Origin of the sequence: Bradyrhizobium sp. USDA 4541, assembly GCF_024171085.1 — a bacterium.
GTDB classification, from domain to species: domain Bacteria; phylum Pseudomonadota; class Alphaproteobacteria; order Rhizobiales; family Xanthobacteraceae; genus Bradyrhizobium; species Bradyrhizobium australafricanum.
The window spans coordinates 4679923-4705151 of the sequence record NZ_JALJZF010000001.1; the positions used below are offsets into that span (position 1 = coordinate 4679923).

General features: G+C 64.5%; 24 protein-coding genes. 14 read left to right on the forward strand and 10 right to left on the reverse strand.

Going from position 1 to position 25229, the window contains the following annotated elements:
- Positions 1-10 precede the first annotated feature (10 nt).
- A complete protein-coding gene (locus J2R80_RS21975; protein WP_253607802.1) occupies positions 11-1108 on the forward strand; it encodes a DegT/DnrJ/EryC1/StrS aminotransferase family protein in 1098 nt (365 codons plus the stop codon).
- A 37-nt stretch (positions 1109-1145) separates the two neighbouring features.
- Here the strand turns inward: J2R80_RS21975 and J2R80_RS21980 are convergent, their stop codons facing one another.
- Together J2R80_RS21980 and J2R80_RS21985 are read right to left on the reverse strand one after the other, a co-directional pair.
- Positions 1146-1676 carry an HAD family hydrolase gene (locus J2R80_RS21980; RefSeq protein WP_253639392.1) on the reverse strand — a complete coding sequence of 177 codons (531 nt, stop codon included), beginning with the start codon at positions 1674-1676 and terminating at the stop codon, positions 1146-1148.
- A 104-nt stretch (positions 1677-1780) separates the two neighbouring features.
- Complete coding sequence (locus J2R80_RS21985) at positions 1781-3004, reverse strand: phenylacetate--CoA ligase family protein (RefSeq protein WP_253639393.1); 1224 nt, start codon at positions 3002-3004, stop codon at positions 1781-1783.
- A gap of 95 nt (positions 3005-3099) precedes the next feature.
- On the opposite strand from J2R80_RS21985, the gene J2R80_RS21990 reads away from it, so the two are divergent.
- Positions 3100-4251 carry an AGE family epimerase/isomerase gene (locus tag J2R80_RS21990; RefSeq protein WP_253639394.1) on the forward strand — a complete coding sequence of 384 codons (1152 nt, stop codon included), beginning with the start codon at positions 3100-3102 and terminating at the stop codon, positions 4249-4251.
- A 64-nt stretch (positions 4252-4315) separates the two neighbouring features.
- Here J2R80_RS21990 and J2R80_RS21995 read toward each other — a convergent pair whose 3' ends face one another.
- The 6 genes from J2R80_RS21995 to J2R80_RS22020 form a co-directional block, all read right to left on the reverse strand.
- Complete coding sequence (locus tag J2R80_RS21995; protein ID WP_038380790.1) at positions 4316-5155, reverse strand: ABC transporter ATP-binding protein; 840 nt, start codon at positions 5153-5155, stop codon at positions 4316-4318.
- A gap of 167 nt (positions 5156-5322) precedes the next feature.
- A complete protein-coding gene (locus J2R80_RS22000) occupies positions 5323-6606 on the reverse strand; it encodes an ABC transporter substrate-binding protein (protein ID WP_141343005.1) in 1284 nt (427 codons plus the stop codon).
- Between the two features lie 60 nt (positions 6607-6666).
- Positions 6667-7740, reverse strand: coding sequence for a branched-chain amino acid ABC transporter permease (locus J2R80_RS22005; RefSeq protein WP_016847992.1), 1074 nt, complete (start codon positions 7738-7740; stop codon positions 6667-6669).
- Positions 7741-7743: 3 nt separating this feature from the next.
- Positions 7744-8637, reverse strand: coding sequence for a branched-chain amino acid ABC transporter permease (locus J2R80_RS22010; protein ID WP_253639395.1), 894 nt, complete (start codon positions 8635-8637; stop codon positions 7744-7746).
- 139 nt (positions 8638-8776) lie between these two features.
- Positions 8777-10705, reverse strand: coding sequence for a long-chain fatty acid--CoA ligase (locus J2R80_RS22015; RefSeq protein ID WP_253639396.1), 1929 nt, complete (start codon positions 10703-10705; stop codon positions 8777-8779).
- Positions 10702-11523, reverse strand: coding sequence for an ABC transporter ATP-binding protein (locus tag J2R80_RS22020; protein ID WP_253639397.1), 822 nt, complete (start codon positions 11521-11523; stop codon positions 10702-10704). The genes J2R80_RS22015 and J2R80_RS22020 overlap by 4 nt, the downstream gene beginning before the upstream one ends.
- Positions 11524-11923: 400 nt before the next feature.
- Here J2R80_RS22020 and J2R80_RS22025 point away from each other — a divergent pair, with 400 nt between their 5' ends.
- The 4 genes from J2R80_RS22025 (at position 11924) to J2R80_RS22040 (ending at position 15859) form a co-directional block, all read left to right on the forward strand.
- Positions 11924-12598: a Crp/Fnr family transcriptional regulator gene (locus tag J2R80_RS22025; RefSeq protein ID WP_028343069.1), complete on the forward strand. Its 675-nt coding sequence runs from the start codon at positions 11924-11926 to the stop codon at positions 12596-12598.
- 140 nt (positions 12599-12738) lie between these two features.
- The gene (gmd, locus tag J2R80_RS22030; protein WP_253607808.1) at positions 12739-13839 is read left to right on the forward strand and encodes a GDP-mannose 4,6-dehydratase; all 1101 of its coding nucleotides are present in this window, start codon (positions 12739-12741) and stop codon (positions 13837-13839) included.
- Positions 13820-14764 carry a GDP-L-fucose synthase gene (locus J2R80_RS22035; RefSeq protein ID WP_305884548.1) on the forward strand — a complete coding sequence of 315 codons (945 nt, stop codon included), beginning with the start codon at positions 13820-13822 and terminating at the stop codon, positions 14762-14764. Before gmd ends, J2R80_RS22035 begins: the two co-directional genes overlap by 20 nt.
- Before the next feature lie 117 nt (positions 14765-14881).
- Positions 14882-15859, forward strand: a complete 978-nt coding sequence (locus J2R80_RS22040) for a tripartite tricarboxylate transporter substrate binding protein (RefSeq protein ID WP_253639398.1) — start codon at positions 14882-14884, stop codon at positions 15857-15859.
- 98 nt (positions 15860-15957) lie between these two features.
- On the opposite strand, the gene J2R80_RS22045 is transcribed toward J2R80_RS22040, so the two are convergent.
- Positions 15958-16803 carry a uroporphyrinogen-III synthase gene (locus tag J2R80_RS22045; protein WP_253639399.1) on the reverse strand — a complete coding sequence of 282 codons (846 nt, stop codon included), beginning with the start codon at positions 16801-16803 and terminating at the stop codon, positions 15958-15960.
- 135 nt (positions 16804-16938) lie between these two features.
- Here J2R80_RS22045 and purU point away from each other — a divergent pair, with 135 nt between their 5' ends.
- Both purU and J2R80_RS22055 read left to right on the forward strand, forming a co-directional pair.
- Positions 16939-17802: a formyltetrahydrofolate deformylase gene (gene purU, locus J2R80_RS22050; RefSeq protein ID WP_253639400.1), complete on the forward strand. Its 864-nt coding sequence runs from the start codon at positions 16939-16941 to the stop codon at positions 17800-17802.
- A gap of 159 nt (positions 17803-17961) precedes the next feature.
- Positions 17962-18642: a phosphodiesterase gene (locus J2R80_RS22055; protein WP_253639401.1), complete on the forward strand. Its 681-nt coding sequence runs from the start codon at positions 17962-17964 to the stop codon at positions 18640-18642.
- 66 nt (positions 18643-18708) lie between these two features.
- Here J2R80_RS22055 and J2R80_RS22060 read toward each other — a convergent pair whose 3' ends face one another.
- A complete protein-coding gene (locus tag J2R80_RS22060; RefSeq protein WP_253641015.1) occupies positions 18709-18987 on the reverse strand; it encodes a hypothetical protein in 279 nt (92 codons plus the stop codon).
- A gap of 376 nt (positions 18988-19363) precedes the next feature.
- Here J2R80_RS22060 and J2R80_RS22065 point away from each other — a divergent pair, with 376 nt between their 5' ends.
- From J2R80_RS22065 to J2R80_RS22090, 6 genes are all read left to right on the forward strand, one after another.
- A complete protein-coding gene (locus tag J2R80_RS22065; RefSeq protein WP_253639402.1) occupies positions 19364-20545 on the forward strand; it encodes an ABC transporter substrate-binding protein in 1182 nt (393 codons plus the stop codon).
- A 135-nt stretch (positions 20546-20680) separates the two neighbouring features.
- On the forward strand, positions 20681-21550 hold the full coding sequence (locus J2R80_RS22070) for a branched-chain amino acid ABC transporter permease (protein WP_253639403.1): 870 nt from the start codon (positions 20681-20683) through the stop codon (positions 21548-21550).
- A 7-nt stretch (positions 21551-21557) separates the two neighbouring features.
- Positions 21558-22589 (forward strand): branched-chain amino acid ABC transporter permease, encoded by a 1032-nt coding sequence (locus J2R80_RS22075; protein ID WP_225644459.1) that lies wholly within the window; start codon positions 21558-21560, stop codon positions 22587-22589.
- The gene (locus J2R80_RS22080) at positions 22586-23338 is read left to right on the forward strand and encodes an ABC transporter ATP-binding protein (protein WP_253639404.1); all 753 of its coding nucleotides are present in this window, start codon (positions 22586-22588) and stop codon (positions 23336-23338) included. Before J2R80_RS22075 ends, J2R80_RS22080 begins: the two co-directional genes overlap by 4 nt.
- On the forward strand, positions 23331-24047 hold the full coding sequence (locus J2R80_RS22085) for an ABC transporter ATP-binding protein (RefSeq protein ID WP_253639405.1): 717 nt from the start codon (positions 23331-23333) through the stop codon (positions 24045-24047). Before J2R80_RS22080 ends, J2R80_RS22085 begins: the two co-directional genes overlap by 8 nt.
- 31 nt (positions 24048-24078) lie before the next feature.
- A complete protein-coding gene (locus J2R80_RS22090; protein ID WP_253639406.1) occupies positions 24079-25197 on the forward strand; it encodes a cobalamin-independent methionine synthase II family protein in 1119 nt (372 codons plus the stop codon).
- Positions 25198-25229: the final 32 nt, after the last annotated feature.

Here is a 25229-nt window from a genome sequence, read left to right on the forward strand (position 1 = left end):
GGGAATATCGATGGCGGTGCCGTATGCCGACCTGCAACTGCAATACCAGTCCATCAAGGGCGAGATCGACGCTGCGATCGCCGGCGTGATCCGTGACAACGCCTTCATTCGCGGCAGCTATGTCGACGCCTTCGAGCGCGAATTTGCGGCGGCGGCCGAGGTCGCTCATTGCGTGTCCTGCGCCAACGGCACCGACGCGCTTTACCTCGCCATGCGCGCGCTGAAGGTGAAGCCGGGCGACGAGGTGATCACGACGGCGCATTCCTGGATCTCGACCGCTGCGATGATCACCCACTCCGGTGCCACCGTCGTCTTCTGCGACACCGACGAGGCGACGTTCACGATCGATCCGGCGGCCATTGAGGCCGCCATCACGCCGCGCACGGTCGGCATCATCCCGGTGCATCTCTATGGCCAGCCCGCGGATATGGACGCGATCATGGCGATCGCGCAGAAGCACAAGCTGTGGGTGATCGAGGATTGCGCCCAAGCCCATCTCGCGCGCTACAAGGGCCGCATGGTCGGCACCTTCGGCGAGGCCGCGACCTATTCCTTCTATCCAGGCAAGAATCTCGGCGCGATGGGCGATGCCGGCGCGGTCGTCACCAACGACGCGGCGCTCGCCGAGCAGATGGCCATGCTGGCGCGCCATGGTGGACTGGTGAAGCACCAGCACCACATCGAAGGCATCAACAGCCGGCTCGACGGCATGCAGGCCGCGATCCTCTCGGCCAAGCTGCCGCATCTTGCCGCCTGGACCGAGGCCCGGCAGGCCGCCGCCGAGATCTATGATGCCGGCCTCAATCAGATCGAGGATGTCGTGGTGCCCGAAGTCGCGCCGGCGCGCAGCCACGTCTATCACCTCTACACGATCAGGCATCCGCGCCGCGACGCGCTCGCCGCTCATCTCAACGCCAATGGCGTGCAGACCGCCATCAACTATCCCACTGCGCTGCCGTTCCTGCCGGCCTATGCGCGGTTCGATCATCGGCCGGAGCAGTTCCCTAACGCGCATCGCGATCAGGGCCGGATTCTCTCGCTGCCGATGTTCGCCGAGATCACGCGCCGGCAGCAGGACGAGGTGATTGAGCTGATCCGGAAGTTCTGACCGCGATCGCGCGGCCACGCGCTTGACGCTGTGGTCTTCAGCTCCCGAGCAGCAGAGGCCTCAGGAACTTTTCCAGATTGGAGCCTGAGAACAGGTAGCTCTTCAGCCCGGCCGCTCGTGCCGCCTCGAGATCCGTCGGCTGATCGCCGACCAGGAAGCTGCGTTCGAGGTCGACCGGAAAGCGTTCCAGCAGATCATTGATCATGCCCGGCGACGGTTTGCGCCGGTGGCTGACCTGCCGATATCGTTCAACCGTCCCTTCAGGATGGAACGGGCAGTATTCAAAGGCGTCGATATGCGCGCCGATCCTGCGAAGCTCATCGGCCATCCAGCCGTGAAGCTCCTGGACATGTGTCTCCTCGTAGAGACCCCTTGCGACGCCTGACTGGTTGGTTACGACGAACGCAAAATACCCCATGTCGTTGACCGCCTTGACCGCCTCGCGCGCGCCGTCGATCCAGACCAGCCTGTGGCTTTCAAACAGGTAACCGATGTCCTGGTTCAGGACGCCGTCCCGATCGAAGAAGACGGCCGGCTTTCGCGGCTGATCTCCGGAAGCGCTGCTCATGAGGTGATGATCCGTCCATCTCCACGGGGCACGAGCTAGCTCAATAGTTCACAACGCCGCGCGCGACAAATGCGGACTGATCAAACGCCGGGTGATCTCAAGGCCTAACGCTCGTCTGCAATCACCTTGCCGTCGTTTGGCAGCGAGCCGGTGCCGACCAGCTCGACGGTGCCGCCGAGCTTTGTCACGGCACGCAGCGTTGCCGCGACCTCGCTCTGCAGGGCATCCGCCGCCGAGGCGCATTCGGCCCTCAGCGTCATGGCGTCGGCCTCGCCGGCGCGCGTGACGACAAGGCGCAGCCGTCCGAGCTCGGGATGGCGCTTGCCGATCTCCGCGATCTGGTCGGGTCGCACGAACATCCCCTTCACCTTGGTGGTCTGGTCGGCGCGGCCCATCCAGCCCTTGATTCGCATGTTGGTGCGTCCGCAGCGGCTTGGGCCGGTCAGGGCGGCGGTCAGATCGCCGAGCGCGAGGCGAATCCAGGGATGGTGCGGATCGAGCGAGGTCACCACGATCTCGCCGACGTCCCCCGGCGCAACCGGATCGCCGGTGCCGGGCTTGACGATCTCCAGGATCAGGTCCTCGTTGACCGTCATTCCCTCGCGCGCCGCCGTCTCGAACGCGATCAAGCCGAGATCGGCAGTACCGAAGGCCTGGTAAGCCTCGACGCCGCGCGACTTAATCTCCTCCTGCAATGATTTCGGAAATGCCGCGCCTGAGACCAGCGCGCGCTTGATCGAGGACACATCGCGGCCGGCGGTAGCGGCGGCGTCGAGCAGGATCTTCAGGAAGTCCGGGGTGCCGCTATAGCCGATCGGGCGATAGGCCTCGATCAGCTCGAATTGCTGCTCGGTATTGCCGGGGCCTGCCGGGATCACCGCGCAGCCGAGCGCCCGCGCCGCGGCGTCGAAGATGAAGCCGCCGGGGGTGAGGTGATAGCTGAAGGTGTTCAGCACCACATCCCCCTCGCGAAAGCCCGCCGCAAAGAGCGCCCGGGCGCCGCGCCAGGGGTCCGCCTGACGGCCCTCGGGCTCGAAGATCGGTCCGGGCGAGGTGAACAGCCGAGCGAACGAGCCAGGCGTGTCGGCCACGAAGCCGCCGAACGGCGGGGCGGCCTTGTGCAGGGCCGGCAGTTCCGACTTGCGCAGCACCGGCAGCCCGGCCAGCGCCTCCCGGCTGGTGATGGAGGCGGGGTCGGTGCCCCTCAACAGGTTGGCATAGGCCGGCGCCGCCATCGCCTTGCGCAGCACCTCGGGCAGCCGGGCGAACAACGCGGCCTCGCGCTCGGCCGGATCGAGCGTTTCAAGGGCGTCGTAATGGTCGGTCATGGCAGGTCCTTGAGAGGCTGTGCGCGGGTTGCGTGCCGGTCCGCCCGTGCTATCAGACGATGACCGCTGACATTGGGACGGTTCCAGGGAGCACAATGGCTGAGGCAGAGAGCGTTGCGGCGGACGGGGCCGCCGACGTCGTCGCGAGGCTGAAGCGCCGCATCGTCGACCAGGCCCTGCCGCTGTGGTCGACCGCAGGCTGGGACAGCAGCGCCGGCGGCTTTGTCGACCGGCTGCACCAGGACGGGACAGCGGACCGCGCCGCCCCGCGCCGGATCATGGTGCAGGCCCGCCAGATCTATTGCTACGCCAAGGCGGCCCAGCTCGGCTGGTATCCGGAAGGACGCGCGATCGCGCTGAAGGGGCTGGACTACCTGCTGGCCAAGGCCAAGGCGCCGGACGGCCGGCCCGGCTTCGTCTACAGCCTGACCGCGGAGGGCGGCGTGCACGATCCGCTGCGCGACACCTACAGCCACGCCTTCGTGTTGCTCGCGCTCGCGACCGTCTACGGCCTCGACCAGGACGCCCAGATCCGCGCCGAGATCGACGCGCTGCTGTCGTTCCTCGATACCCAGCTGCGCTCGCCCCATGGCGGCTTCCACGAGGGCCTGCCGCCCTCGATGCCGCGCCGGCAGAACCCGCAGATGCATCTGTTCGAGGCGATGATCGCCTGCTTCGACGCGACCCACGATTTGTCGTTCCAGAACCGCGCCGGCGATTTCTTCGCGCTGTTCCTCGCCAACCTCTACGACAAGCAGACGCGCACCCTCGGCGAATATTTCGAGGAGGACTGGTCGAAGATCCCGCCGGTCAGCGTCGAGCCTGGACACCTCGCGGAATGGGTCTGGCTGCTGAAGGGATTCGAGCGCATCACCGGCTGCCCGACCGGGCGCCCGCGCGGCGAGCTGCTGGCGTCGGCGCTGCGCTATCGCGATGCGGCCACCGGCTGCCTGGTCGACGAGGGCGACGCAGAGGGCAATATCCGCCGCTACACACGGCGGCTGTGGCCGCAGAGCGAGCTGGCGAAGGCGTGGATCGCGCAAGCCGAGTCGGGCGAAGCCGGCGCGGCGGACGAGGTGCGTGCGGCGCTGGTGCTGCTCGAGCGGCACTATCTCGGCCATGCCGTGGCCGGCGGCTGGTACGATCAGTTCGACCGCGACGGCAATTCGCTGGTCGCCACGATCCCGGCGTCGTCGTTCTATCATGTGCTTTGCGCGGTCACTGAAGCCGAGCAGGTGCTCGGATAGAACCGCCTTCCTGGTCTGACGCGTTTTCTGCACACGCAACTCCGCCCGAAAACGCTCGCTATCCTCACAGCCAGCGCTTGCGCCGCTTGAAGCTCTTCAGGTTCTTGAAGCTCTTGCGCTGGTCGCCGGCGCCGCCGAGGTAGAATTCCTTGACGTCCTCATTGTCGCGCAGCTCGTCGGCGGAGCCGTCGAGCACGACCTTGCCCTGTTCCATGATGTAGCCATGGCTCGCGACCGAGAGCGCGGCGCGCGCATTCTGCTCGACCAGGAGGATCGTGACGCCGAGGTCGCGGTTGATCTCCTTGATGATCGCGAACACTTCCTTGACGAGCAGAGGCGATAGCCCCATCGACGGCTCGTCCATCAGGATCATCTTCGGGCGCGCCATCAGCGCGCGGCCGATCGCGAGCATCTGCTGCTCGCCGCCGGAGAGATAGCCGGCGAGGCCGGTGCGCTCCTTCAGGCGCGGGAAATACTTGAACACCATGTCGATGTCATCGGAGACCTCGCCGTCGCGCCGGGTGAAGGCGCCAAGCCGCAGGTTCTCCAGCGACGTCATATCGGCGACGATGCGGCGGCCTTCCATCACCTGGAAGATGCCGCGGCGGACGATCTTGTCCGGATCGATGCCGTTGATGCGCTGGCCCTCGAACAGGATTTCGCCGCGGGTGACCTCGCCGTCCTCGGTCTTGAGCAGGCCGGAGATCGCCTTCAGCGTGGTCGACTTGCCGGCGCCGTTGGCACCGAGCAGCGCCACGATCGCGCCCTTCGGCACCTCGAGGCTGAGGCCGCGCAACACCAGGATGACGTCGTCATAGACGACCTCGATGTTGTTGACGCTGAGCAGCGGCGGCGGCGGGACTGCCGTCGGCCCCGGGCGGGTGGCTTCGAGGGTTTCGTTCATGGCCTGTGTTACCCTTCGACATCATTGCCGAGCATAGCCGTCAGAAGGACGGCGTCGCTTCCGCTCGCCTTTGACCCGGCAATCCATCGATCGGAATACGTCTTCGCTTGATGGATGCGCGGGTCGAGCCCGCGCATGACGATGTGTGGACGTGTTCGGCTGCCGCCTCACCACCCAAACCATTCGGGCTTGCGCGGCAGGTCGACGGTCTTCACCTTCTCGAGCTTGATCGTGCCCTTGCCCATCAGGTCGTTGATGTCGCCATCGGTCGCGCCCGAGACCTTCGAGCGATACAGGTCGACCTTCGTGGTCGGGCGGTGATCCTTTTCGGTCCAGGTCGACGGATTGCAGACGCCGTCCATGCCGGCCGGCACCCAATCCTTCTTCTGGTAGAAGCCCTTGGCGACGTTCTCGCCGGTGGCGCCGCCGTTCTTGGCGGCCCAGTCGAGCGCTTCCTTCAGATAGAGCGCGCTGCAGACCGCGGCGATGTAATGCACCGGCCGATAGACCTTGCCGGACGGGTCGGACATCTTGGAGATTTCCATCACCGTCTTCATGCCGGGCGCGTTGCCGCCCCAACTCACCGCCGTGCGGAGCGGGAAGATCACGCCGTCGGCCGCATCGCCGGCGGTCTTGGCCGCGTTCTCGTCCATGCCCCAGACATTGCCGAGGAACTGGACATCGACGCCGGCGGTCTTGCAGGCCTTCAGCACCGAGATGTTGGAGGCCGCCGTGTTGCCGAGATAGGCATAATTTGCGCCCGAGCTCTTCAGGCTGAGACACTGCGCCGAGTAGTCGCCGGGCGACAGCGCGAACACCAGCGGCGGCAGCACCTCGAAGCCGAGCTCGGTCGCCAGCGCTTCACCAGCCGCCTTCGGTGCGTTCGGATACGGATGGTTGGCGCCCATGTGGACGAATTTCGGCTTGCCGGGCTTGCCCTTGGCCTTCCAGTCCTCCGCGGCCCAGGTCAGCATCGCGCGCATCGAGTCCGAATAGCTCGGGCCGTAGAAGAAATTGTAGGGTGCGGGCTTGGCCTTGCCGCTGGTGCCTTCCGGATCGGTCAGCGCGGCGGCGTAGGAGCCGGAGATGTCCGGGATCTTGTCCTGCGCCAGGAAGCCGGTGAGGGCTTCGGTATCCGCCGTGCCCCAGCCCATGATCGCCGCGACCTTGCCGTCGGGCGCCGACCACTTCTTGTACAGCGCGATGGCGCGCGGCACCTGGTAGCCATAGTCGTTGCTGTCGACATTGAGCTGCTTGCCGCCGATGCCGCCGTTCTTGTTCACCCAGGCGAAGGTGTCCGCGACGCCCTGGCCATAGGGGGTGCCGACGTCGGACGTGCCGCCCGAGAGGTCCTGCAGATGGCCGATGGCGATCTGCGCCTGCGCGGTGGTGGCCGCGCTGCTGATCAGCAGCGCAACGGAGACCGAGCTCAAAAGGGATCTAATCGTCATTTTTTCTTTCCTCCTGCCTATTCGTTGAACCGAATTTTGAGTTGCGTTCCGTGCCTTGCGTCAATGCGAGAACGGGTAGAGCTTCCAGTAAGCCTTGATCTGCCGCCAGCGATGCGCGAGGCCGTCCGGCTCGAACATCAAGAAACCGATGATGATCAGGCCGATCGCGATCTCGCGCAGGAAGGTGATGTTGTTGTTGAGCTGCAGCGCCTTGTCGATGGCGCCGCCCTTCAGCCAGGCGCTCAGCCATTCCATCGATTCCGGCAGCAGCACCACGAAGGCCGTGCCCATCAGCGTGCCCATCACCGAGCCGGTGCCGCCGATGATGACCATGGCGAGGAACAGCACCGAGCGCTCGATGCCAAAGCCTTCCTGCGAGACCACGAGCTGATAGTGTGCGTAGAGCGCGCCGGCGATGCCGGCAAAGAAGGCGGCAAGCCCGAACGACAGCGTCCGGTACTTGGTGAGGTTGATGCCCATGATCTCGGCGGAGAGATAGTGATCGCGGATCGCGACCAGCGCGCGGCCGTCGCGGGTGCGCATCAGATTGGTGACGAGCAAATAGCTGACCACCATGTAGGCGAGCACGACGTAGAAATACTGGCGGTCGCCGCGCAGGGTGTAGCCGAAGATCGAGAACGGGTTGGCGCTGGCGGGCACCGAGCCGCCCGAGAACCATTCGGCGCGCGAGAAGAAGTCGAGCAGGATGTACTGCGCGGCGAGCGTTGCGATCACGAGATAGAGTCCCTTCAGCCGCGCCGCCGGCACGCCGAAGATCAGCCCGACCAGTGCCGTGACGACGCCGGCGAGGGGAATGGCGAAGAACACCGGGATCGGCGCGTTGTTGGAAATGTAGGCCGAGGTAAACGCGCCGAACAGGAAGAACGCGGCGTGGCCGATCGAGATCTGGCCGGTGAAGCCGACCAGGACGTTGAGGCCGAGGGCCGCGATCGCGAAGATGCCGATCTGGATCGCGATCGAGAGCAGGTAGTTGGACAGCAGCATCGGCGCGAAGCAGGCGAGCACGATGCCGAGGATCGCGAAATTGCGGCTGGTCGCGGTCGGGAAGATCGTGGTGTCGGCCGCATAGCTGGTGCGGAAATCGCCCGAGGGGATGAGTGTGCTTGTCGCCATTGATCAGACCCGCTCAATATCCTTGGTGCCGAACAGGCCGTACGGCTTGATCATCAGAATGATGATCAGGACGTAGAACGGCGCGATCTCGTAGAGATTGCCCCAGTGCAGGTACTGGCTGTCGACATACTGGGCGACGTTTTCCAACAGCCCGATGATGATGCCGCCGAGCACGGCGCCGCCGACCGAGTCGAGCCCGCCCAGGATCGCGGCCGGAAACACCTTGATGCCGTAGGCGGAGAGGCCGGACGACACGCCGTTGACCACCGCGACCACGACACCGGCGACCGCCGAGACCGTGGCCGAGATCGCCCACGCCATCGCGAACACGCTCTTGACGGAAATGCCGAGTGACTGCGCGACCTGCTGGTTGAAGGCGGTGGCGCGCATCGCAAGGCCATATTTGGAGGCGCGGAAGAACCAGGCCATGCCGACCATCATGGCGAGCGAGACCACGAGGCTCATGACATAGACGGTCTGGATCTGCAGCCCGAACAGGCTGACTGACTGGCTCTGAAACACGCGCGGGAACGGCTGCGGGTTGACGCCGAAGATCCACTTCAGCGCGGCCTGGAACACCGTCGACAGGCCGATCGTCACCATGATCACGGAGATGATCGGCTCACCGATCATCGGGCGCAGGATCACGACCTGGATCGCGATGCCGAAGATGAACATGAAGACCAGCGTGATCGGCATGCCGACCCAGAACGGCACCTGATACTTCGTCAGCAGCGCCCAGCACACCCAGGCGCCGACCAGCAGCAATTCGCCCTGCGCGAAGTTCACGACCTGTGTCGCCTTGTAGATCAGCACGAACGACATTGCGACCACGCCATACAGCGTGCCGACCACGAGGCCGTTGACGATCAGCTGAATCAGGAACTGGGTGTTCATGGGGTCTCGCCGAATTTGTGGCTCGTCATCGCCTGGCTTGACCCGGCGATCCATCGCGCAAGAAAGCCGTCCTCGCGAAGAGGATGGATGCGCGGGTCAAGCCCGCGCATGACGATCGAGCTTGCTATCATCGACGGTCTCATTCCGCGGCCTCCGCGAGCACGGCGCGGCCGAGATCGACGACCTCGAGCGTGGTGCGGACGCGCTGGGTCGAGCCGTCCTGGAAGCGGATCACGGTGTCGACGGGGATGCTGGCCTTGCCGCGGTAGATCGCATCGATGATGTCGGCGTATTTCTCATTGATGACGCCGCGGCGGACTTTTCGGGTCCGGGTCAGCTCGCCGTCGTCGGCATCGAGCTCCTTGTAGAGCAGCAGGAAGCGCGAGATGCGTTGCGCCGACGGCAGGGTGGCATTGACCGTCTCGACCTCTTTCTTCAGCAGCGCATAGACTTCGGGCCGCGAGGACAGGTCGGTGTAGGTCGTGAACGAGATCCGGTTCTTCTCCGCCCATTTCGAGATGATCGAGTAGCGGATGCAGATCATCGCGGCGAGCGCGTCGCGGCCGGCGCCGAGCACCACCGCCTCGGCGACATAGGGCGAGAACTTCAGCTTGTTCTCGATATATTGCGGCGAGAAGCGCTCGCCGCGCGAGGTCTCTGCGAGATCCTTGATGCGGTCGATCACGACAAGCTGCCGGTTGTCGTTGTAGTAGCCGGCATCGCCCGAATGCATCCAGCCGTCCTTGATGTCGGCGACCGATGCTTCGAGGTTCTTGTAATAGCCATGGAACATGTTGGGATGCCGCACCACGATCTCGCCGACGCCGTTGACGTCGGCATTGTCGATGCGGATCTCGATGTTGTCGGCCATCGGCACGCCGGTGGTGTCGGGATCGACCTTGCCTTCGGGATGCAGCGTGTAGGCGCCGAGCAGCTCGGTCTGGCCGTACAGCGTGCGCAGCGGCACGCCCATCGCCTGGAAGAACTTGAAGGTATCCGGTCCGAGCGCCGCGCCGCCGGTCGCCGCCGAGCGCAGCCGCGTGAAGCCGAGCCGGTCGCGCAGCGCACGGAACAAGAGCTGGTCGGCGAACACAGAACGCTTGCCCTCGGCAAGCGCCGCCAGCCCGGTCTTCATGCCGAGGTCATAGAGCCGCTGCTTGAACGGCGAGGCGTCCATCACCCCGGCGCGGACGTCGGCCGCGATCGATTCCCAAACCCGCGGCGCGAACAGCACGAAGGTCGGCGCGATTTCGCGGAAATCGTGCATCATGGTGTCGGGCTCTTCGACGAAGTTGACCTTCATCCGGGAGAGCAGCCCTTTGCCTAGCGCGTAGATCTGTTCCATGATCCAGGGCAGCGGCAGCACCGAGACATATTCGTCGTCCGGCCCCTTCGGATCGAAGGCGAGATAGGTCGCGCAGTGCCGCAGCACGCGCCCGGCCGAGAGCATCGCAAGCTTCGGGTTGGCCGTCGTGCCCGAGGTGGTGCAGAGGATCGCGACGTCCTCGCCCTTCGTAGTGTCGACCAGTCGCTCGTAGAGCCCAGGCTCGCGCGCGGCGCGGTCGCGGCCCAGCGCAACGAGCTTGCTCGCCTCCATCAATCGCGGATCGTCGTATTTGCGCATGCCGCGCGGGTCGGAATAGACGATGTGCTTGAGGTGGGGCACGCGATCGGCCAGGCCGAGCAGCTTGTCGACCTGTTCCTCGTCCTCGGCGAAGACCAGCTTGGCCTCGCCATAGGTCAGGAGATAGGCGGCTTCCTCGTCCAGCACGTCGCGATAAAGACCGAGGCTCATCGCGCCGATCGCGTGGGCCGCGATCTCGGCGGCGACCCAGTCCGGCCGGTTGTCGCCGATGATGCCGATCACGTCGCCGCGGCCAAGCCCGAGCTCGACCATGCCGAGCGCGAAATCATGGGTGCGGGTCTGGTAGTCGTTCCAGGTGAATTCGCGCCACAGCCCGAAATCCTTCTCGCGCAGCGCGATCTCGCTGCCATGCTCCTTGGCGTTGAGGCGCAGCATCTTGGGAAAGGTGTCGGCCTGCGCGGCGCGACCGGCATAGTCCATCATGCCGCGCTCTCCTGCACCGCCGGCTTGTCGTCGGGATCGACCAGCGCCTCATCCTCTTCGCCGAGATAGGCGCGCTTGACATGGGGATCGGCGAGCACGGTGGCCGGATCGCCCTCGGCGATCTTGCGGCCGAAGTCGAGCACCATGACGCGGTGGGAGATGTCCATCACGACGCCCATGTCGTGCTCGATCATCATCACCGTCATGCCGAACTCTTCGTTGAGATCGACGATGTAGCGCGCCATGTCTTCCTTCTCTTCGAAGTTCATGCCGGCCATCGGCTCGTCGAGCAGGATCAGTTGCGGCTCGAGCGCCATCGCGCGGGCGAGCTCGACGCGCTTGCGCAGGCCGTAGGGCAGGGTGCCGGCGGTCGCCTTGCGCACCGATTGCAGATCGAGGAAGTCGATGATCTCCTCGACCTTGCGCCGGTGCTCGAGCTCCTCGCGGCGCGCGCCGGTCAGCCAGTACAGCGATCCCGTGATGAAGTTGTTCTTCAGGAGGTGATGGCGGCCGACCATGATGTTGTCGAGCACGCTCATGTGGTGAAACAGCGCGAGATTCTGGAAGGTCCGGCCGATGCCGAGCCGGGGCCGCGCGTTCGGGTTGAGGCCGGTAATGTCCTGGCCGCGATAGAACAGCTGGCCTTCGGTCGGCCGGTAGCGGCCGGAGATACAGTTGACGATCGAGGTCTTGCCGGCGCCGTTCGGGCCGATGATGGAGAACAGCTCGCCCTCGTTGACGCCGAAGCTCACCTCGGTCAGCGCGCCGACGCCGCCAAAGCGCAATGAGACTCCGCGCACCTCGAGACTATTAGCCACCCTGTTCCCTCCAGATACGGGCGCTTTGGCGCGCTCTTTATCTTCGCTTCGATCTTACTCTTCGATCTTACATGGGCCGCCGAAGGGAGACCATCCGACTAATGATGCCGGCGTTCGGGAGCATCGCTTGACCCGATCGCCTGCGTCATGCGCGGTAACGCCGCACCCGCCTGCAAGCCCGTCCCTCGCGTCGTCCGCCTTCAGCGATCCATCAAGGAGCTGCGCGACGTTACGCGAGGTGGCTCTGAATACGAGAAAGCGATAGGTTGAATTGTCATGTGCCCGACATTTGGTCAGGAATTTTCGCTGGCATTCCAGGCCTCGGGTCCCTGGCTTCGTGCACGGCGTTGCTGCGGTGCAATATCGTTGCAGTCTCTTCGGGTAGGACGCCGTCGCTAGAATGATTGCTGCTGATTACTTGAGGCGCATCGCGGCCTGGTCGCGCGAACTGAGCGAGCAAGAAATCGAAATCGCGCGCGCCGGCATTTCCGAGAAATCCTATCGCGCCAACGAATTCATCTTCATGCGCGGCGACAATTTTCAGTACTGGACCGGCATCGTCACCGGCCTGGCGCGCATGGGCATCGTCTCGCGCGGTGGCAAGGCGGCGAGTTTCGCGGGTCTCACCGCAGGCGCGTGGTTCGGCGAGGGGACCGTGCTCAAGAATGAGCCCCGGCGCTACGATGTGGTCGCGCTGCGCGACACGCGCCTCGCGATGATGGATCGCCGGACCTTCGTCTGGCTGTTCGAGAATAGTGTCGGCTTCAACCGGTTCCTGGTCGGCTCGCTCAATGAGCGGCTCGGCCAGTTCATTGCGCTGCTCGAATATGGCCGCACGCTGGACGCCACGGCACGGCTGGCGCGCTCGATCGCCTCGCTGTTCAATCCGATTCTCTATCCCGATCTGACGCTGCACCTTGAGATCACCCAGGAGGAGATCGGGGCGCTGTCGGGAATCTCCCGGCAGAATGCCAACCAGTGCCTGAAGCGGCTTGAGCGGGAAGGGCTGTTGCGGCTCGAATATGGCGGGGTGACCATCCTCAACCTCGACCGGCTGCGGCACTACGGCGAGTGACGGGTTCCGGGCGCATTGAGCCGTTTTCGCTGTCCTAAAGTCCTGATTTCAAACGATTAAGCCATTAGACTTGGGGCAGGCTGGATGCTACAGACCGGCCTCGTCGGGATCGCGCGGTTTTCGCGCTCTCTGGAGATGACATGGCGGTTAAAGATTCGGCGGCTCAGGATTCAAAGCGGCGCGTTGCGCTGATCACCGGCGTGACCGGGCAGGACGGCGCGTATCTCGCCGAATATCTGCTCGGTCTCGGCTACACCGTGCACGGGATCAAGCGGCGGTCGTCCTCGTTCAACACCGCGCGCGTCGACCATCTCTACCAGGATCCGCATGCCGGCAACGTGCCGTTCGTGATGCACTACGGCGACATGACGGATTCGACCAATCTGATCCGCCTGGTGCAGCAGATCCGGCCGACCGAGATCTATAACCTCGCCGCCCAGAGCCACGTCCAGGTCAGTTTCGAGAGCCCGGAATACACCGCCAACGCCGACGCGATCGGCGTGCTGCGGCTGCTGGAGGCGATTCGCATCCTCGGCATGGAAAAGGAAACGCGGTTCTACCAGGCCTCGACCTCGGAGCTTTACGGGCTCGTGCAGGAGGTGCCGCAAAAGGAGACCACGCCGTTCTATCCGCGCTCGCCCTATGGCGTCGCCAAGCTCTACGGCTACTGGATCACGGTGAACTACCGCGAGGCCTATGGCATGTTCGCCAGCAACGGCATCCTGTTCAACCATGAGAGCCCGATCCGCGGCGAGACCTTCGTGACGCGCAAGATCACCCGCGCCGTCGCCCGCATCGAGGTCGGCCTCGAGAACAAGCTCTATCTGGGCAATCTCGACGCCAAGCGCGACTGGGGCCACGCCCGCGACTATGTCGAAGGCATGCACAGGATCCTGCAGGTCGACGAGCCCGGCGACTTCGTGCTCGCGACCGGCGAGACGCGGTCGGTCCGCGAGTTCGTCGAGCTGGCGTTTGCCGAGGTCGGCCGCAGCATCGAATGGCGCGGCAAGGGCGTCGAGGAGATCGGTGTCGACAAGGCGTCCGGCAACACCCTGGTGCAGATCGATCCGACCTATTTCCGCCCGACCGAGGTCGATCTTCTGATCGGCGACGCAAGCAAGGCGCGCGCCAAGCTCGGCTGGACGCCGAAGACGCCGTTCGCGCAGCTGGTGAAGGAAATGGTCGCCAGCGATCTCGTCGAGGCCAGGCAGGACGCGGCCAATGGCAAGCACGGCCTTTGAGCTGAAGGGCAAGACGGTCTTCGTCGCCGGCCATCGCGGCATGGTCGGCTCGGCGCTGATGCGCCGGCTGGCGCGCGAGGAGTCCGATCTCCTGACGGTGTCGCGCAACGAGGTCGATTTGCGCGACCAAACCGCGGTCAACGCCTGGTTTGCCGCGAAGCGGCCGCAGGCCGTGTTCCTCGCCGCGGCCAAGGTCGGCGGCATCGTCGCCAACAACACGCTGCGGGCCGAATTCCTCTACGACAATCTGGCGATATCGAGCAACGTGATCCAGGCAGCGCACGCCAATGGCTGCGAGAAGCTGATGTTCTTCGGCTCGTCCTGCATCTATCCGCGCCTGGCGCCGCAGCCGCTGCGCGAGGATTCGATGCTGACCGGCCCGCTGGAGCCGACCAACGAGCCCTATGCCATCGCCAAGATCGCCGGCATCAAGATGGCCGAGGCCTATCGCAGCCAGTACGGCGCCGATTTCATCAGCGTGATGCCCACCAATCTCTACGGCCCCGGCGACAATTATCACCCCGAATACAGCCACGTCGTCGCCGCGCTGATCCGCCGCTTCCACGAGGCCAAGGTTTCGGGCGCCGGCAACGTCGCGGTGTGGGGCACCGGCACGCCGCGCCGCGAATTCCTCTATGTCGACGATCTCGCCGACGCCTGCGTCCATCTGATGAAGACCTATTCCTCGCCCGAGCTGGTCAATATCGGCACCGGCGAGGACATCACCATCGCCGAGTTCGCGCGCGTCGTCGCGGCCGCCGTCGGCTATCGCGGCGAGATCAGCTTCGACACGTCGCGCCCGGACGGCACGCCGCGCAAGCTGCTCGACGTCGGCCGGCTGGCGAGGCTCGGCTGGCGCGCCACCACCTCGCTCGAGGATGGCATCGCCCTCGCGTACCAGGCCTATCTGCGCGAGACGAAGTGACGCGGTGAACCTCCCGCCCTCCGACCGAGAATATCTGTCGGCTTGGCGACGCCGCGCGGCTAGGATGCCCGTGCCCAAGCGTGCCGCAAGAGCCGCCAGTGCGTCGGAGGAGACATTATGAAGGTTCTACGCCGCCAGTTCCTGCAACTTGCAGCCGCTACGGCTGCGCTTCCGCTCACATTTGGGAATGCGAATGCCGAGGCCTATCCGGCGCGGCCGGTTCGCCTCGTGATCGGCTATACGCCCGGCGGTTCGGCGGACCTGACGGCGCGCCTGATGGGACAGTGGCTGTCGGAAAAGCTCGGGCAATCCTTCATTGTCGAGAACCGGCCGGGCGGCGGGACCAACATCGCCACCGAGCAGGCGCTGCGCGCGGCGCCCGACGGCTACACGCTGCTGCTGGTCGCGCCGGCCAATGCGATCAACGCGACGCTCTACCAGAAGCTGCCGTTCGATTTCATGCGCGAGATGGAGCCGATCGCGGGCATCATTCGCTTTCCCAACGTCGTGGTGGTGCATCCCTCGCTGCCGATCAAGTCGATTCCCGAATTGATCGCCTATGCAAAGGCCAATCCCGGCAAGCTCAACATGGCGTCCTCAGGCAACGGTTCGACGATCCACATGTCGGGCGAACTGTTCAAGATGCTGACCGGCATCAACATGCAGCACGTGCCCTACCGGGGCGGCGCGCCGGCGCTCACCGACATGCTGTCCGGCGTGATGCAGGTGATGTTCGACAATCTTCCGACCTGCGCCGAGCACGTCAAATCCGGCAAGCTGCGCGGACTGGCGGTCACCAGCACGACCCGTTCGGACGTGCTTCCGGACCTGCCGCCGGTCGGCGACTTCCTGCCGGGTTACGAGGCGAGCGCCTGGTACGGCCTCGCGGCGCCGAAGAACACGCCGCCTGAAATCGTCGACAGGCTCAACAAGGCCGTCAATGAAATCCTCGCCGATCCCAAGGCCAAGGCGCGCTTTACCGAGATCGGCGCGATCATGCTGCCGGGCTCGGCTGCCGACTTCGGCAGACTGGTGGCCGACGAGACCGAGAAATGGGGCAAGGTGGTCAAGTTCGCCGGCGCCAAGGTTGATTAGAGCGTTTTCGAGCGAAGTGGACGCCGGTTCGCGTGAAGAAAGCGCGTCAAAACTAGAATCTAGAACTCCGTTCCGATTCGATCGGAACGGAAAAGGCTCTAGCTTCGCGCCGTCGCGCGCGGCGGATTCTTTGAAAGCGCCGCCGCCATCGCCGATATCAGCGGCCGCATGAAGAAGGCGTCTTCGGCCGGGTAGATGTCGGTGCGCAGGCCTTGGGACTTGAGTTCGTCCGATACGGCCGGTCCGACCGACGCGATCCGCGTACGCTCGAACCCCTCGCGTAACCTGTCCTCGCAACCGCGCGCCCGTGCCACCTCGATCAGGCGGCGGACCTGGCCGAGATTGGTCAGAGCGATCGCGTCGATGCGGCCCTGCGCCATCTCCTCGATCGCGGTGACGATGTTGGCGTCGGCGGCCTGCGCATCATAGACGTAGGGCAGCACCGTATCGACCTCGGCGCCCTGTGCCTTGATCGCGCCGATCAGGCTGGCGTGATCCTTGTCCGGATAGAGCTGCAGGCCGAGCCGATGGCCGGTCAGGTCGAGCTTCGACAGCATCCCGGCGACGCCTTCGGAGGTCGGCTTCTCGGTCGTCATTTGCGGTTCCAGGCCGATCTCGCGCAGTGCCCGGCCGGGTTTGGGGCCACGGGCGAATTTGCGCGCCTTGGCGAGGCTATCGACAAACTCCCGCTCGACGCCGATCCGGCGCACGACTTTCATCAGCCGGCGCAGGCCTTCGCCGGTCATCAGCACGAGGTCGTCGAGCGGCCGTTCGATGGCGCGGCGAATCCAGGCCTCGATCGGCACCGGATCAGGCGCATCGTGGATCGTGAACATCGGGCATTGCAGCACGTCGGCGCCCTGTTCGGCGAGCAGGCGGGAAAACTGCGCCTCCTCGCGCGTCTCGAGGATCAGGATGCGGTAGCCGTTCAGCCGTTCAGCCATGATGGATCCTAACAAACATTGTCGTCATTTGTTCGATTTGACCCCCGCGCCGGGATTGGCGCAAGGCCGCCTGCGGTGTAGACGGGGGCCGAAAATGACCGTTCCATCAATCTGCTCAAGCTTTGGTCAATTGGCATGCCCGACCATCAGTTCGTTTTGACCCTGTCGTGTCCGGACCGTCCAGGGATCGTCTCGGCGGTCTCGACGTTTCTCGCCCATAACGGCCAGAACATCCTGGACGCCCAACAGTTCGATGATGTGGAGACCGGCAAGTTCTTCATGCGCGTGGTGTTCACCGCGGCCGACCTCGCGGTCGAGCTCGCGGCGCTGCAGACCGGCTTTGCCGCGATCGCCGAACGTTTCGGGATGGAATGGCAGATGCGCGACCGCGCCAGCCGCCGCCGGGTGATGCTATTGGTGTCGAAATCCGATCACTGCCTGGTCGACATCCTCTACCGATGGCGCACCGGCGAGCTCGAGATGATTCCGACCGCGATCGTCTCCAACCATCCGCGCGAGACCTATGGCTCGCTCGATTTCGGCGATATCCCGTTCCATCATCTGCCGGTGACCAAGGAGGCCAAGCGGCAGCAGGAAGACGCGGTGTGGAAGCTGGCCCAGGACACCAAGACCGATCTCGTGGTGCTGGCCCGCTACATGCAGATCCTGTCGGACGAGATGTCGGCGCGGCTGTCGGGTCGCTGCATCAACATACATCATTCCTTCCTGCCGGGCTTCAAGGGCGCCAAGCCCTACCACCAGGCCCATGAGCGCGGCGTCAAGCTGATCGGCGCCACCGCGCATTACGTCACGAGCGATCTCGACGAAGGCCCGATCATCGATCAGGACGTCGAGCGCATCAGCCATCGCGATACGCCTGAGGATCTCGTGCGCAAGGGGCGCGACATCGAGCGCCGGGTGCTGGCGCGCGCGATCCGCTACCATCTCGCCGATCGCGTCATCCTCAACGGACGCAAGACCGTGGTATTCGTGGATTGATCCGCGTTCACCCCGGTTGTCGCGCTTTGACGGCTAGGGTGTCGCCCTGCATCGAGGTGCTGCATGAAACTCATCCACATGAGCGACATCCTTTGACGACGTCGGGGAGAACGATCTTTGGCCGTGATCCCATGCAGAACTTCGAGCGCGCTGGATCAGGTGATTGCCGATCACCGCGACGCCGAGCTGATGGTGATCTCGGGCGATCTTTCGGGTATCGGCGAGCTCGCTGACTATCACTTGCCGCGCGAACGCCTGAACGGGTTCCCAATCCCGGTGCGGCCCTGCATCGGCAATCATGATCATAGCGAGAGGTGTCTCAGCGTGTTTCCCAAATGCGCCGACGCGGACGGGTTCGCGCAAGGCGTTCACGACACCTCGTTCGGCCGCTGCCTGCTGCTTGACACCTACGACCTGCAGACGGCAGCCGGCAGCTTTTGCCCGGCGCGGCCGGCCTGGCTGGAACGCCAGCTATCGGAGCATGACGGCCCGTTCTTCCTGGTCATGCATCACAATCTATTCCCGACCCGCATCGCGCCGGTGGACCGGATCGGCCTGCTCGATGATGCAGGTTCCGATCGATCGTCACGAAGCAACGGAGCAAGATCAGGCACATCTTCTTCGGTCACTGCCACATCGTGCCGGGCGGTTCGGTGCGGGCGTTCCCATGACCCTCGCTGCGCCGAACCACGACAGCTATCTAGTATTCGCCGAGGTGCTGACCGTCGCCGAATTGCCGGAGTCCTGCGGACCGCGTTCGTCGGCGACGACTACGTCACTGTCCACATGGTGGAGTTCGGCTACCGCGGCGAAATCATCCGCGAGGATCGCTCCAGCTAGTCTGTCGGGCTGTCGCTTATCCCGTGCACGGCACAACCCGGTGCCTGTCCTGGTCCGGCCGTACGCTCAGTGGGCAGCGTTCTGCGGTGGCGTTGCCGGCTTGGCGTCATCGCCGCGCTCGGCCGCAGGCATCAGGCGCTTGCGCTCCCGCTCCTGCATGAACTTGTCGTATTCGGGAGTACCTGCCCGCGGCGGCGCGTCGGCGGGCAGGCCGCCGGCCCAGGCCGGAATGTAGTCGGCCATGCCGGCCGAGAGCTTCCGGTTCACGGTGCCGCATCCTCCGAGCGTACAGGCCGCGAACGCGAGGGCAGTCAGGACAGAGATAGGGCGCGAGAAGATCGGCATGTGAGGCAGGATACAGCCTTGGTCTTTATGGATGATGATCTTGGGCGCGACCGTTCGGCTGCAATTGTGCTTGTTTGTTGACATCGCGGCGCTGTTTGCACGATCGTACAAATGAATCGGGGCCGCCAAGGTGCTCTGGTGGCGCGTGAGCGGTTCTTGGGCATTGAGTTTCGTGGCGTTCTTGGTATTTTAATACCATCTTCTGAGTTGGGTCCGATCGCGTCCCGCGCGGCACACATCCATCGTCCGATTGACAGAGGGCACGGGGAGACGCCTTGTCGCGTTGCGGCTTGGCGGTGACATGGTTGGGTTAAGATAAGCCAACAACCGGAACTAAAGCTCAGCGCCGAAGATCAAAAGGGGGAGGGGGATGTCGATGTTCAATCGTCGCAAAATGTTGCTGTGGGGCGCCGCTTCCGCCGTGCTTCCCGGGTTGTGTGCCAGCGTGCCGGCGTGGGCGGGCGACGTCGTCAAGATCGGGCTGATCCTGCCGATGACCGGTGGTCAGGCGTCGACCGGCAAGCAGATCGATAACGCCATCAAGCTCTACATGCAGCAGAAGGGCGACACCGTCGCCGGCAAGAAGATCGAGATCATCCTGAAGGACGACGCCGCGGTGCCGGACAACACCAAGCGGCTCGCGCAGGAACTGATCGTCAACGACAAGGTCAATTTCATCGCCGGCTTCGGCGTGACGCCCGCGGCGCTCGCCGCGGCGCCGCTGGCGACGCAGGCCAAGATCCCGGAAGTCGTGATGGCGGCCGGCACCTCCATCATCACCGAGCGTTCGCCCTATATCGTGCGTACCAGCTTCACGCTGGCGCAGTCCTCCACCATCATCGGCGACTGGGCGGTAAAGAACGGCATCAAGAAGGTCGCGACGCTGACCTCCGACTACGCGCCCGGCAACGATGCGCTGACCTTCTTCAAGCAGCACTTCACCGCCGGCGGCGGCGAGATCGTCGAAGAGGTCAAGGTCCCGCTCGCCAATCCGGACTTCGCGCCGTTCCTGCAGCGCATGAAGGATTCCAAGCCCGACGCGATGTTCGTATTCGTGCCGGCCGGGCAGGGCGGCAACTTCATGAAGCAATATGCCGAGCGCGGGCTCGACAAGAGCGGCATCAGGGTGATCGGACCCGGCGACGTCATGGATGACGATCTGCTCAACAACATGGGCGATGCCGCGCTCGGCGCGGTGACGGCGCATCTCTATTCGGCCGCGCATCCGTCCGCGATGAACAAGGAGTTCGTCGCCGCCTACAAGAAGGCGTTCGGCAACCGCCCCGGCTTCATGGCGGTCAGCGGCTATGATGGCATCCATCTGATCTATGAGGCGCTCAAGAAGACCAATGGTACGACCGATGGCGACAAGCTGATCGAGGCGATGAAGGGCATGAAGTGGGAGAGCCCGCGCGGCCCGATCTCGATCGATCCGGAAACCCGCGACATCGTGCAGAACATCTATATTCGCAAGGTCGAGAAGGTCGACGGCGAGCTCTACAATGTCGAATTCGCGGCCTTCGAGGCCGTCAAGGATTCCGGCAAGACCAAGAAGTAACGCGCGAAAGTGCGTCATCCCGGGGCGCGCATTAGCGCGAACCCGGGATCTCGAAATTGGTGAAAAAGATTCCGGGTTCAGTGCATGCGCGCTGGCCCGGAATGGCGCGTAAATATCGGGATTCCTCCTCTTTCCATGGCCTCTATCCTCACCAACCTGTTCGACGGCGTCGCCTACGGCATGCTGCTGTTCGTGCTCGCCTGCGGGCTTGCGGTGACGCTCGGGTTGATGAATTTCGTCAATCTCGCGCATGGCGCCTTCGCCATGGCAGGCGGCTATATCTGCGCCGTGCTGGTGAACAATTCCGGCTGGCCGTTCTTCGCAGGCCTGCCGCTCGCCTTTGTCGGCAGCGCGGTGATCGGCATCGCGCTAGAGCGCACGCTGTACCGCCATCTCTATAGCCGCAGCCATCTCGACCAGGTGCTGTTCTCGATCGGCCTGGTGTTCATGTCGGTCGCGGCGGTCGACTACATCATGGGATCGTCGCGGGTGTTCATCAAGCTGCCGGCGGCGCTGGAAGGCCAGATCGACCTGTTCGGCGTCGGCATCGGCCGTTACCGGCTGATGATCGTGGTGATCTGCGGCCTGCTCACGCTGGCGCTGCAACTGATCCTCGCCAAGACCCGGTTCGGCAGCCGGCTGCGCGCCGCGGTCGACGATTCGCGCGCTGCGATCGGGCTCGGCATCAACGTGCCGCAGGTGTTCGCCTTCACCTTTGCCTTCGGCTGCGGCCTCGCCGGCCTCGGCGGTGCGCTGAGTACGGAGATCCTCGGGCTCGATCCGTATTTCCCGCTGAAATTCATGATCTACTTCCTGATCGTCGTCACCGTCGGGGGCTCGTCCTCGATCACCGGTCCGTTCCTGGCGTCGCTGCTGCTTGGCATCGCCGATGTCGCCAGCAAGTATTACGTGCCCAAGCTCGGTCCGTTCGTGATCAACACCGTCATGATCGTGATCCTGCTCTGGCGTCCGAACGGCCTGTTCGGCCGCACCGCTGCGCGGTGAGGCGCTCATGACGGCGCTATCAGACGTTTCCACTCACGCGATGGCCAGCGCCCGCTGGCGGGTCAGCGAGGTCGCGTTCTGGGCGCTGGCGCTCGCCTGCGCCTTCGTGTTCCCGTCGCGCTATTTGATCATGACCGACATCGTACGGCTCGGTTTGTTCGCGCTGTCGCTCGACCTGATCCTCGGCTACGCCGGGATCGTTTCGCTCGGCCACGCGGCCTTCTTCGGCGTCGGCGCCTATTCGGCCGGCTTGCTGGCGCTGCACGGCATCATCAACGAGCCCGTGATCGCGCTGGTCGCCGCCGGTCTGGTTGCGGCGGTTCTTGGCTTCCTGACCAGCTTCCTGGTCATCCGCGGCGTCGACCTGACGCGGCTGATGGTGACGCTCGGCATCGCGTTGCTGCTGGAAGCGCTCGCCGAACGCTTCTCGAACATCACCGGCGGCACTGACGGGCTGCAAGGCATCGAGATGCAGCCGATCCTCGGTCTGTTCACCTTCGACATGTTCGGCAAGACCGGGTTCTTCTATTCGCTGATCGTGCTGTTCATCCTGTTCCTGCTCGCCCGACGCATTGTGCATTCGCCGTTCGGCCTGTCGCTGCGCGCGATCCGGAACAATCCGCTGCGCGCGGCCGCGATCGGCGTGCCGGTCAACCGCCGCCTGATCGCGGTCTATACGCTTGCCGCCTTCTATGCCGGGATCGCCGGCGCGCTGTTCACCCAGACCACGGCGCTTGCCTCGCTCGACGTGTTTTCCTTCGAGCGCTCGGCCGACCTGATGCTGGTGCTCGTGATCGGCGGCACCGGCTATCTCTATGGCGGCCTCATCGGCGCCGTCGTGTTCAAGATGCTGCAGGAGTTGTTTCAGAGCATCACCCCGCAATACTGGCTGTTCTGGATCGGCCTCGTGCTGGTCGTGATCGTGCTGGTCGGCCGCGCGCGCATCCATCGCTGGGTGCTGTTCGTGCCCAACCTGATCATCCGCCAGTTCGCCGGCCGCAAGGCCGCCGTTGCCGTGCCGGAGAGCGACGCGTCATGACGATCGCGCTGGAAACACGCGGCCTCGAAAAATCCTTCGGCGCTCTTCGCGTCACCCGCGATCTTTCGCTCAAGGTGATGCAGGGCGCGCGCCACGCGCTGATCGGGCCGAACGGCGCGGGCAAGACCACTGTGATCAATCAGCTGACCGGCGTGCTGACGCCGAACAGCGGGCGCATTCTCCTCGAAGGCAGCGACATCACCGGCCTGTCCGTCCACAAGCGGGTGCTGCGCGGGCTGTCGCGCACCTTCCAGATCAACCAGCTCTATCCCGACCTGACCCCGCTCGAGACCATCGGGCTTGCGGTCTCCGAACGGATGGGCCGCGGCGGCGACTGGTGGCGGCGGATGGGGACCCGGAGCGACGTCAATGCCGAGATCGCCGAGATCCTGTCGCGCTTCCATCTGCTCGACGTGATGACGGAACTCACCTCGACCTTGCCCTATGGCAAGCAGCGACTGCTCGAGATCGCGGTCGCGATCGCCGCCAAGCCGCGGGTGCTGCTGCTCGACGAGCCCGCGGCCGGCGTGCCCGAGAGCGAGCGCCACGACATCCTGGCGGCGGTGGCGGCATTGCCGCGCGACGTCGCCGTGCTGCTGATCGAGCACGACATGGACCTCGTATTCTCCTTCGCCGACCGCATCTCTGTGCTGGTCAATGGCGGCCTGCTCACCGAGGGCGCGCCCGACGAGGTCGCGCGCGATCCGCAGGTGAGGGCGGTCTATCTCGGCGAGGCCGCCGATGCCTGAGCTTCTTTCGATCCAGGGCCTGCGTGCCGGATACGGCGAGGCGGTGGTGCTGCCCGACATGTCGCTGGCGCTTACGGAGGGCCAGGTGCTCGCACTGCTCGGCCGCAACGGCACCGGCAAGACCACGCTGATCAATTCGATCGTCGGCATCGTCAGGCGCTTCGGCGGCAGCGTCGCGCTCGCAGGCCGCGACATCACGGCGATGCGGCCCGACCAGCGCGCCCGCGCCGGGATCGGCTGGGTGCCGCAGGAGCGCAACATCTTCCGCTCGCTGACGGTGGAAGAGAACATGACCGCGGTGGCGCAGCCCGGGCCGTGGACGGTCGAGCGGGTTTACGAGATGTTTCCGCGGCTGAAGGAGCGGCGACGCAATTTCGGCAACCAGCTGTCCGGCGGCGAGCAGCAGATGCTGGCGATCGGCCGCGCGCTGACCCTGAATCCGAAAGTGCTGCTGCTCGACGAGCCGACCGAAGGCCTCGCGCCGATCATCGTTGAGGAATTGTTAAGGGCGATCGGAACCATCACGCGCTCAGGCGGCATCTGCTCGATCATCGTCGAGCAGAACGCGCAAAAGATTCTGGGGCTGGCCGACCGCGTTGTGATATTGGAACGCGGCACGATCGTGCATGATGCCGCAAGCAGCGCGCTGAAAGCCGATCCCTCCGTCCTCGAGCGCCACCTCGGCGTCTCCGGGGCCAAGGCACATTAGAAGGCACGTTAGAAACGTCCGGGAGTTGACCATGCAGCGAACCAAGCCTCCGTTCCGCGCCGACGAGGTCGGCAGCCTGTTACGGCCGCCGAAGATCAAGGAGGCCCGCGCCAGATTGGAAAAGGGCGAGATTTCCGCCGACGAGCTGCGCAAGGTCGAGGACATGGAGATCGAGAAGGTTGTGCACAAGCAGGCCTCGGTCGGCCTGAAGCTTGCGACCGACGGCGAGTTCCGCCGCTCCTGGTGGCACTTCGATTTCCTCAGCCATCTGACCGGCTGCGAGCTGTTCCATCCCGACATGGGCATCCAGTTCGCCGGCGTGCAGACCCGGCACGACGCCATCAGGGTGATCGGCAAGCTGGATTTCTCCGATCATCACCCGATGCTCGATCACTTCGGGTTCCTGAAGAAGTACGCCGACCAGGCGCACGTCACGCCGAAGATGACGATCCCCTCGCCGGCGGTGCTGCATTTCCGCGGCGGCCGCAAGCTGATCTCGAAGGAGGTCTATCCGGACCTCGAGGAATTCTATCAGGACCTCGGCAAGACCTACCGCAAGGCGGTCAAGGCGTTCTACGATGCCGGTTGCCGCTATTTGCAGTTCGACGACACGGTGTGGGCCTATCTGTGCTCGCAGGAGGAATTGCAGAAGTCGCGCGACCGCGGCGATAATCCGGACGGCCTGCAGGAGATCTACGCCCGCGTCATCAACTACGCGATCGCCGACCGTCCGTCCGACATGGTGATCACGACCCATGTATGCCGCGGCAATTTCCGTTCGACCTGGATCTCCTCCGGCGGTTACGAGCCGGTCGGCGAGACGCTGCTCGCCGGCACCAATTACGACGGCTATTTCCTCGAATATGATTCCGACCGCGCCGGTGGCTTCGAGCCGCTGCGCTTCCTGCCCAAGGGCAACAAGGTCGTGGTGGTCGGCGTCATCACCTCGAAGTTCGGCGAGCTCGAGAAGAAGGACGACATCAAGCGGCGGCTGGAAGAGGCATCCAAATTTGCCCCGATCGAGCAGCTCGCAGTGTCGCCGCAATGCGGCTTTGCCTCGACTGAAGAAGGCAACATCCTCTCCGAGGAAGAGCAGTGGGCCAAGCTGCGGCTCGCGGTCGAGGTCGCGAACGAAGTGTGGGGGAAGTGACGCGCTAGGACCGATCGACATTCAGGATTCCC